The sequence below is a fragment of the Xanthomonas sp. SHU 166 genome (genome assembly GCF_000364685.1).
In the GTDB taxonomy this organism is placed as follows: domain Bacteria; phylum Pseudomonadota; class Gammaproteobacteria; order Xanthomonadales; family Xanthomonadaceae; genus Xanthomonas_A; species Xanthomonas_A sontii.
In genome coordinates this window covers 1-7,857 of the sequence record NZ_AQOJ01000651.1, presented here as the reverse complement: position 1 = coordinate 7,857, position 7,857 = coordinate 1, and the positions used below count along the sequence as shown (strand labels likewise).

General features: G+C 70.8%; 7 protein-coding genes and 1 pseudogene. 1 reads left to right on the top strand and 7 read right to left on the bottom strand.

Going from position 1 to position 7,857, the window contains the following annotated elements; all coding sequences use genetic code 11:
* The 7 genes and pseudogenes from D180_RS15670 to D180_RS15640 all read right to left on the bottom strand — a co-directional run.
* A pseudogene (locus D180_RS15670) lies at positions 1 to 191 on the bottom strand (hypothetical protein); the annotation flags it as partial.
* A 377-nt stretch (positions 192 to 568) separates the two neighbouring features.
* Positions 569 to 1,171, bottom strand: coding sequence for a DUF938 domain-containing protein (locus tag D180_RS15665; RefSeq protein WP_017913545.1), 603 nt, complete (start codon positions 1,169 to 1,171; stop codon positions 569 to 571).
* 73 nt (positions 1,172 to 1,244) lie between these two features.
* On the bottom strand, positions 1,245 to 2,069 hold the full coding sequence (locus tag D180_RS15660; protein ID WP_017913544.1) for an NYN domain-containing protein: 825 nt from the start codon (positions 2,067 to 2,069) through the stop codon (positions 1,245 to 1,247).
* 104 nt (positions 2,070 to 2,173) lie between these two features.
* Entirely contained in the window at positions 2,174 to 2,989 is an 816-nt protein-coding gene (locus D180_RS15655; RefSeq protein ID WP_198526568.1) for an EcsC family protein, read from the bottom strand.
* Positions 2,990 to 3,374: 385 nt separating this feature from the next.
* On the bottom strand, positions 3,375 to 3,797 hold the full coding sequence (locus D180_RS15650; protein WP_017913542.1) for an NUDIX hydrolase: 423 nt from the start codon (positions 3,795 to 3,797) through the stop codon (positions 3,375 to 3,377).
* 97 nt (positions 3,798 to 3,894) lie between these two features.
* Entirely contained in the window at positions 3,895 to 5,289 is a 1,395-nt protein-coding gene (locus tag D180_RS15645) for an MFS transporter (RefSeq protein WP_017913541.1), read from the bottom strand.
* A gap of 158 nt (positions 5,290 to 5,447) precedes the next feature.
* Positions 5,448 to 6,356, bottom strand: a complete 909-nt coding sequence (locus D180_RS15640) for a DUF4424 family protein (RefSeq protein WP_017913540.1) — start codon at positions 6,354 to 6,356, stop codon at positions 5,448 to 5,450.
* 158 nt (positions 6,357 to 6,514) lie between these two features.
* Here D180_RS15640 and D180_RS15635 point away from each other — a divergent pair.
* Positions 6,515 to 7,857, top strand: a 1,343-nt coding sequence (locus tag D180_RS15635) for a family 43 glycosylhydrolase (RefSeq protein WP_017913539.1), incomplete at its 3' end; no start/stop codon positions are given.

Sequence of the window (7,857 nt, the reverse complement as noted above, 5' to 3'; positions counted from 1 at the left end):
GCCGCCGCACCGGCCACCACGCCGACCGCCGCGCCGATCAAGGTGCCGAGCGGCCCGAACACGGTGCCGGCCAGCGCGCCCGCGGCCACGCCGCCAGCGGTGCCGCCGATGCCGACCCCGACCGGATGCGAACCCGGGGTGCCGGAAATCGGGTCGCGATTGAGATCGCGGGCTTTGTCGTTGTTGTCCATGGGAACGCTCCGTGGCGAAGGAAGGAAGCACCGGCCGCAGGCACATGGGCGGCGGCGGGTGTCGGCGCACAGTCGCAAGCGCGCGGTGAATCCGCCGTGGCACGGCAGTGAACCCGTGATGAGGGAGAGAGTGCGGCTTCGTCACCTGGACACAACGCCTACTGCGTCGCCCACCATGCAGCGCATGGCATGGAACCGGCCAAGACAGTGCTGCATCAAGCACGTCGGCGTATTCGGTACGACCGCGCACTGCGCGTCGCTGACGCATGCACCGTCACGACATGGCTGACGCAGTCAGATTGGGCGCCCACGGCGCATCCGCCTGCGCGATCGCGCACCCGCACGACGCCAAGGCATCGCCGGGTGGCGCTCCTGCCTCAGCCGCGGCGCCAGACCAGGCAGCGGTTGTTGGCCGGCATCGCCATGTCTTCCTGCAACGTCAGGCCCTGCGCCTGCGCCAGCGCGTCCACCGCCTCGGCATCGCGGATGCCGCTGGCCGGGTCGCGCGCCTTCAGCCACGCATCGAAGTCGCGATTGCTGTCGCTGGTGAAGGCGCCGCCGTAGTTGAAGGGGCCGTAGACCACCAGCATGCCGTCGGCGCTGTTTGCCAGCAGTTGGCCGACGCCGGCGAAGAACGCCTGCACCGCGTCCCAGCCCATGATGTGCAAGGTATTGGAGGTGAACACCGCATCGTAGCCGGTGCGCGGCCACGGCCCCTCGCGCACGTCCAGCGCCAGCGCCGGCGGCGTGTTCGGCAGCGCCGCCGCCTCCAGCCACTGCGCGATGCCGGGCAGGTGCTCGGCGCGCTCGCTGCATTGCCAGGTCAGCTGCGGCAGCGCCGCGGCGAAATGCACCGCGTGCTGGCCGGTGCCGCTACCGATCTCCAGCACCTGGCGACGACCGGCGAAGTGCCGCTGCAGCACCTGCAGGATCGGATCGCGGTTGCGGTCGCAGGACGGGGCGTAGGGTCGATCGCTCATCGTGTCGTGCACCTGTGTGTGCCATTGCGCGCCGCGACGGCGCGCACCAGTGCGAATGGCAGCAGCTGACGGCTCATCCGCGCGAGCGCACGAAGATGCGCTTGCCGCCGCCCTCGTTGCCGCGCTCCTCCAGTTCGAAATGCGTCGACAGCCGGCGCAGCAGGTCGCTGAGCTTCTTGTGGCCGTACAGGCGCGGATCGAAATCCGGCCGCACCTTGTTCAGATAGCTGCCGACGCTGCCGAGCCCGGCCCAGCCCTGGTCGTCGGAGGCTTCCTCGATGGCCTGGCGCAGCAGGGTCAGCGGCGCCTGCTTGGTCTCGGTCGCGGCGGGCGTCGGCTCGGGTTTGGCCGGCGTCGCGGCCGGCTTCTTGCGGCCCTTGGCCGCAGGCTTGGCGGCCGCAGCGGCAGGCTTGGCCGGTTCGGCGGCGCTGGCCTCGCTGCGCAGCACTTCGGTGTAGATGAACTTGTCGCAGGCCTGCACGAACGCATCCGGGGTCTTGCGTTCGCCGAAGCCGTACACGGTCGGTCCTTCCTCGCGCAGGCGCTGCGCCAGGCGGGTGAAGTCGCTGTCGCTGGAGACCAGGCAGAAGCCGTCGAAGCGGCCGGTGTAGAGCAGGTCCATCGCATCGATGATCAGCGAGCTGTCGGTGGCGTTCTTGCCGCTGGTGTAGGCGAACTGCTGCACCGGGCTGATCGAGTGCTTCAGCAGCGCCTGCTTCCACTGGGTCATGCGCGTGCTGGTGAAATCGCCATAGATGCGCTTGACGCTGGCCAGGCCGTACTTGGCGACTTCGGCGAGCAGGCCTTCGATCACCGACGGCTGCGCGTTGTCGGCATCGATCAGCACCGCCAGCCGTGGCTGGTCGTCGTCGCTGTCGGAACGGTGGCGGGTTTTCATGGCGTGCACCTGCGGCAAGGAAAGATCGGGAGAAGCGTGGCGGCGGCCACCACTGTGCCAGCGCGCGCTGCCCACAGCCAGCGCAACGCGGCGACCGCCATGGCTCATCGCCCGGCCGGCAACGCCTCGTAGGCCTGGCGTACCGCCGCCTCGCCGTAGCGGCGCTCCAGCCGGCGCACGATGAAGTGGCCGCGCGCCATCGCCTGGAAGTGCGAGATGAACACCGTGTTGAGCAGCGCGCCGCTGGCCGCGCCGACCAGCGGCACCGCCTGCGCCGCCAGCTTCTCGCTGACCGTGACCGAGAACTTGGCGGCGATGCGCGACAGCAGCGACACCAGCACCGGCGCGCCCTTGCTGCCCAGGCCGTGCGCGGCGATGTACTGCGCCGCGGCGCTGAGCTGCTGCGCCATCGCCGCGCGCACCGCGAAGTAGCCCGATTCGCTGCCGTCGTCGCGGTGGCTGCGGCCGCCGTGCGCCAGCACCTCCAGACACGCGAGGGCGGTCGCCGGGTCGTCCAGGCGCTCGCCCTCGGCGCGGGCGATATCGGCGATCGAACGCAGCATCAACGTGGTGGTCAGCGGCAGTTCCACCACCAGCCCGGGCAGGCCGAAGAAGCCGCCGGCCGCACCGGTCGCCGCCACCGCGGCGCCATGCAGGCGCGGCCGTGCGCGTTCCGGCGCCTGCCCACGCAGGGTCAGCAGCGCCGAGCGCAACGCCATCCGCAGCGCACGCTGGCTGACCGCATCGATGCGCGAGGACAACAGTTTCGGCAGGCGCTTGTTGATCAGCGCCTCGATCGGCGCGCCCACCGCATTGGCGATCTTCGCCGCCAGGCCGGGGTGTTCCAGCAGGGCGCGCGCCTGGGCCAGGTCGCGGTGGTCGGCGGCATCCATCACGGGGACGGGCAATAGCGAGGTCATGGCTGAAGCTCGTGGCGAGGGAGGCGACAGCATGCACCGGGCCGCCCCGGCATGGTGTCGAGGGACGATGACCGGTGCGGGACGTTAAGGAATCGCGCGGCCGGAACGCGTGATCGGGATTGAGGCAGGCCCCTGACGTACACCGCGCCTGCGTCTGGCCCACGCGGCGCCGGGCGCGGTCCAGACAGGACGGCCGGTCCACCACTAGGCCAAGCGTGGCGCCCTGGCCCCGGCGACATCGCGCCGGTCCACCGAACTGGCCATGGCCCAAGGTGGCAGGATCGGCGCTGCAGAGGCAGCCGTCATAGCGGCGGTTGCATGCCCCGCGACCCACGCTGTAAACCCGCTTCTCGTATCGCAGGCAACGACTGGCCGGCCAGACCAGCTACCCCTGCACGCACTGAGCCAGGTAGTCGCGCAGGCGCTCCTGCAGATGGGGCACGGCCTGGGGATGGGCGAGAAATTCGGCCACGGGCATCAGCAGCCACCCCCGGCCTTCATCGCCGAAGCGGATGCTGGCGATCTCGACACAACTCAGGCGGCCAACGAACAACCAGCTCGGCAGGCACCCGGGCTGCAGGGACGGATAGCAGCGGCCCCAGGTCAGCCTGTCTTCCTCCAGCACTAGGCCGAACTCCTCCTGCAGTTCGCGCAGAGCGCAGCGCTCGGGGCTCTCGTCGTCCTCGCGGCCGCCGCCAGGCAGGTCCCAGAGTCCCGGCCAGGGAATCTCCGGCTTCACATCGCGCTGGTACACCAGCAGCGCGTCGTCGCACAGCAGCGCCAGCTTGGCGCCGTTGAACGGTTGCATGACGTCCTCCGCGGTAGGTAAAGGGCCAGTATGGACGCGATGCACGCCTCGATGTGCGCCAGGCCACTTCGCGCGCGTCTCAACATATCCCACACGCCTAGATCCGCTCCAGCGCGCGCTGGTGGGTGCGCGGTCCGAACCGGCCTACCACCGTGGCGGCCATCAGCAGGCTGGCGGCGATGCAGGCGAGCACGCCGCGGTGGCCGGTGCGCTCCAGCAGCATGCCGATCAGCAGGCTGCTGGCGGCCGTGGACAGGCGGCTGAAGGAGTAGCAGAAGCCGACCGCGCGGGCGCGCAGCGCGGTGTGAAACAGTTCGGCCTGGTAGCCGTGATAGGCGAAGCTCATCCAGGCATTGCAGAAGGTGACCGCCGCGCCGCAGGCGATCAGCAGCAGCGGCTGGCTCTGCCAGGCGAACAGCAGGCCGAACAGCATCGCGCCCAGCGCCGACACCACCACCTGCCACTTGTTCTCCCAGCGCTGCGCCACGCCGATCAGCAGCAGCGGCGCCAGTGGATACGCCAACGAGATGGCGAAGGCGTAGCCCAGGCCGTGCACGCTGTCGGCGCCCTGGCGCGCCAGCAGCGCCGGCAACCAGTTGCCGAAACCGAAGAAGCCGATCGCCTGGAAGATGTGGAAGCTCACCAGCATCGCCATGCGGCGCCGGTACGGGGGCTGCCACAGCGCGGACAGTTGCGGCGTGGGCGCGGCCGGCGCCGAGGCCGGCTCGGGTGCGGGCAAGGGCCGCCCCAGGTCGGCGGTACAGCGCGCTTCCAGCCGCTGCAGCACCGCGTCGGCCTCGGCGTGGCGGCCCTGCGTGGCCAGCCAGCGTGGCGACTCCGGCAAACGGCTGCGCAGCCACCACACCGCCAGCGCGAAGCCACCGCTGAGCAGCGCCACCCAGCGCCAGCCGCTCAGGCCCAGCGGTGCGTGCGGCACCAGCGCCCAGGCGCTCAACGCCACCGCCGGCACCGCCAGGAACTGCAGGCAGAACGCCAACGCGAACGCAGCGCCGCGCATCTGCCGCGGCACCATTTCCGACAGATAAGTATCGATGGTGACCAGTTCCACACCCAGGCCGATGCCGACCACCCCGCGCCACAGGATCACCCCCAGCGCGTTGTGCTGCAGGCCCATCGCCACCGTGGCCACGCAGTACCAGAGCAGCGCGAAGGAGAACACCGCGCGGCGTCCGAAACGATCGACCAGCGGGCTGAGCAGGCTCGCGCCGAGGAACAGGCCCAGGAACGTCGCCGAGGCGAACGCGGCCTGGTCGGCAATTCCGAACACGCCGGCAGCGCCCTCGGCGAAGATGCCGTCGCGCAGCAGGCCGGGGCTGAGGTAGGCGGTCTGGAACAGGTCGTACAGTTCGAAGAAGCCGCCCAGCGCCAGCAGCGCGACCAGGCGCCACAGGCTGCGGGTCGGCGGCAGGCGCTCCAGGCGCGCCGCCACCAGGGCGACGGGATCGGAAGCGGCAACGGCGGCATCGCGCATGCGGGCAGGTCCTGGGGGAGGGATCGCGCCGCCGCATGCTGCCCGATCCGCCGCCGCGCGCGCCACCGCGTCGGGTCGAAACTGCCAACCGCGCCGCATCGGCGTTCAGCCGGATGTCGGCTTCGGCGCGGCCGGCCGCTGCGGGCGCCGATGGCGCGTCAGCGCAGGAACAGGATGTCCAGATCGCGCTCGGGCACGAAGTCGCGCTGGCGGAATTCGAAAGTGAGCGCATCGGTGCGCTGCAGTTCGCCGTCGAAGCACAGGCTGAGCAGGTCGCCGGGGGCGCGCTTCTTCAGGGTCAGGTGGAAGTCCTGGATCGGCCCCTTCCAGTTGGCGCCGGTGCGCAGCACGTAGCGCAGGTTGCTCCACTGCAGGCCGTTGCCGCCGGCGCGGCGACGCAGGCGCTGTTGGGTGGCGGCGTCCAGGCAGGTGCTTTTGGCGTACTCGCCGATCAGGTCGCTGGCCGGCATCGGCACGCCGGTGGCGACGCTGGGCACGTAGCTGTGGCGGATCGCCACCGTGCCGCCGGCGGAAAAGCGCTGCTGCCAGACGAAGTACTCGCTGAGGGTGAAGCGCGGCTGCCCGTCGGCGTCGAACCAGCGCGCGGGCAGCGGCTTGCGCCCGGCCGGGACGGTGCCGCCCTCGACATACTCGGCCAGGTCGTCCGGCGTCCAGCCGCTGGCCGCCCAGGCGCGCGAGATGTCGCTGCCGTCCAGCTTCGCCACCAGCCGGCGCTCGGTGCGCACCGGCTTGCCGTCCACCCACAGCCTGAAGTCGGTGAGCGCGCTGTGGTCGGCCATGCCGAAGTACATCGGCGGCATCGGGAAGGCGATCGGCACCAGCAGCTCGCGCGTGCTGGTGTTGGTGAACACGTAGTCCACCTGCACCCGCTCCTCGCTGATGAACAGGTCTTCCTTGCTCATGCGGATGTCCGGCTGGCGGATCAGTTCGATGGAGCCATTGGCGTCGCCGATGCTGCTGTCGTTGGCGAAGGCGGCAGCGGCCGCGAGCAGCAAGGACGACAACAGCAGGGGCAGCAGGCGGCGCGGCGAGACGTTGGCGGTCATGGAGTCGGCGGTCGGCGAAGAAAGGCGCCGCGGCCGCAGCACGGCAGCGGGGAACGGGCGGGCGCCATGGTAACCGCGGCGGCATGGCCCGCCGCATCGCGCCCTGCCGCTGCGTTTGCTACGGTAGCCGGCGCCGTCACGGGGGGAAGGCCATCGCCATGTTCAGAGCATTCGCAACGCTGGCGCTGCTGGCGTCCGCCGGGCTGGCCGCGGCGCAGGCGCCAGGCCAGCGCAGCTACGCCAATCCGATCGACCTGGATTACCGCTACAACTTCGAGCAACTCAACGAAGGCATTTCCTATCGCACCGGCGCCGATCCGGTGTTCGTGCGCTTCGGCGACGCCTACTATCTGTTCCAGACCCTGGCCGACGGCTACTGGCGCTCCAGCAACCTGCTCGACTGGCAGTTCGTCACGCCCAGCCGCTGGCCGTTCGAGAGCATCGTCGCGCCGGCGGTGGTGGCCGACGACGACCGCCTGGTGATCATGCAGTCGGCCTTCGAACCGCGCCCGCTGCTGCAGACCCGCGACCCGGCCAGCGGCAAGCTCGACTTCCTGACCCGGCTGCTGCCCAAGCTGCCGCGCGCCCAGCCGATCGGCACCGAGATGAAGGGCCGCCCGCTCAGCGACGTGCCGCCCGGCCCCTGGGACCCGGACCTGTTCATCGACGACGACGGCCAGTGGTACCTGTACTGGGGCTCGTCGGACCGCTATCCGCTGTATGGCATCGCCATGGATCGCAACGCGCAGGGGTTCGCCTTCCGCGGCGTGCCGACGCCCTTGCTCGCGCTGGACCCGGCGCAGCACGGCTGGGAGCGCTTCGGCCCCGACCATCGCGGCGCCCGCTTCCCCGACGGCAGCCCGATCGGCAGCTTCCTGGAAGGCGCCTGGATGACCAAGACCGGCGGCCGCTACTACCTGCAGTACGGCGCGCCCGGCAGCGAGTACAACGCCTACGCCAACGGCGTGTACGTCGGCGAGCACCCGCTCGGCCCGTTCGTCTATGCGGCGTACAACCCGGTGGCCTACAAGCCCGGCGGCTTCATGCAGGGCGCCGGCCACGGCTCCACCTTCCAGGACGCGCACGGCAACTGGTGGAACAGCGGCACCGCCTGGATCGGCGCCAACTGGACCTTCGAACGGCGCATCGTGCTGTTCCCCGCCGCGTTCGCCGCCGACGGACAGATGCGCGTGTCGACCCGCTTCGGCGATTTCCCGCACTGGATGCCGGACGGCCCGGCGGCCGACCCGGAGGCGCTGTTCACCGGCTGGATGCTGCTGTCCTACCGCAAGCCGGCCACCGCCTCGTCCACCCTGGACGGCTTCGCCGCCGACCGCGCCACCGACGAGGACCCGCGCAGCTACTGGGTGGCCGCGCGCAACGCGCCCGGCGAGACCCTCACCGTGGACCTGGGCGGGGAACGCAGCGTGCGCGCGGTGCAGGTCAACTTCGCCGACTACCGTGCCGGCCGCTACGGCGATGCGCCGGACATCTACACCGC

What these genes read in the sequence shown, in the direction of transcription:
- D180_RS15640 (WP_017913540.1), bottom strand. Translation starts at nt 6,356, where the DNA reads ATGACCGCCAACGTCTCGCCGCGCCGCCTGCTGCCCCTGCTGTTGTCG.
- D180_RS15645 (WP_017913541.1), bottom strand. Translation starts at nt 5,289, where the DNA reads ATGCGCGATGCCGCCGTTGCCGCTTCCGATCCCGTCGCCCTGGTGGCG.
- D180_RS15655 (WP_198526568.1), bottom strand. Translation starts at nt 2,989, where the DNA reads ATGACCTCGCTATTGCCCGTCCCCGTGATGGATGCCGCCGACCACCGC.
- D180_RS15665 (WP_017913545.1), bottom strand. Translation starts at nt 1,171, where the DNA reads ATGAGCGATCGACCCTACGCCCCGTCCTGCGACCGCAACCGCGATCCG.
- D180_RS15650 (WP_017913542.1), bottom strand. Translation starts at nt 3,797, where the DNA reads ATGCAACCGTTCAACGGCGCCAAGCTGGCGCTGCTGTGCGACGACGCG.
- D180_RS15660 (WP_017913544.1), bottom strand. Translation starts at nt 2,069, where the DNA reads ATGAAAACCCGCCACCGTTCCGACAGCGACGACGACCAGCCACGGCTG.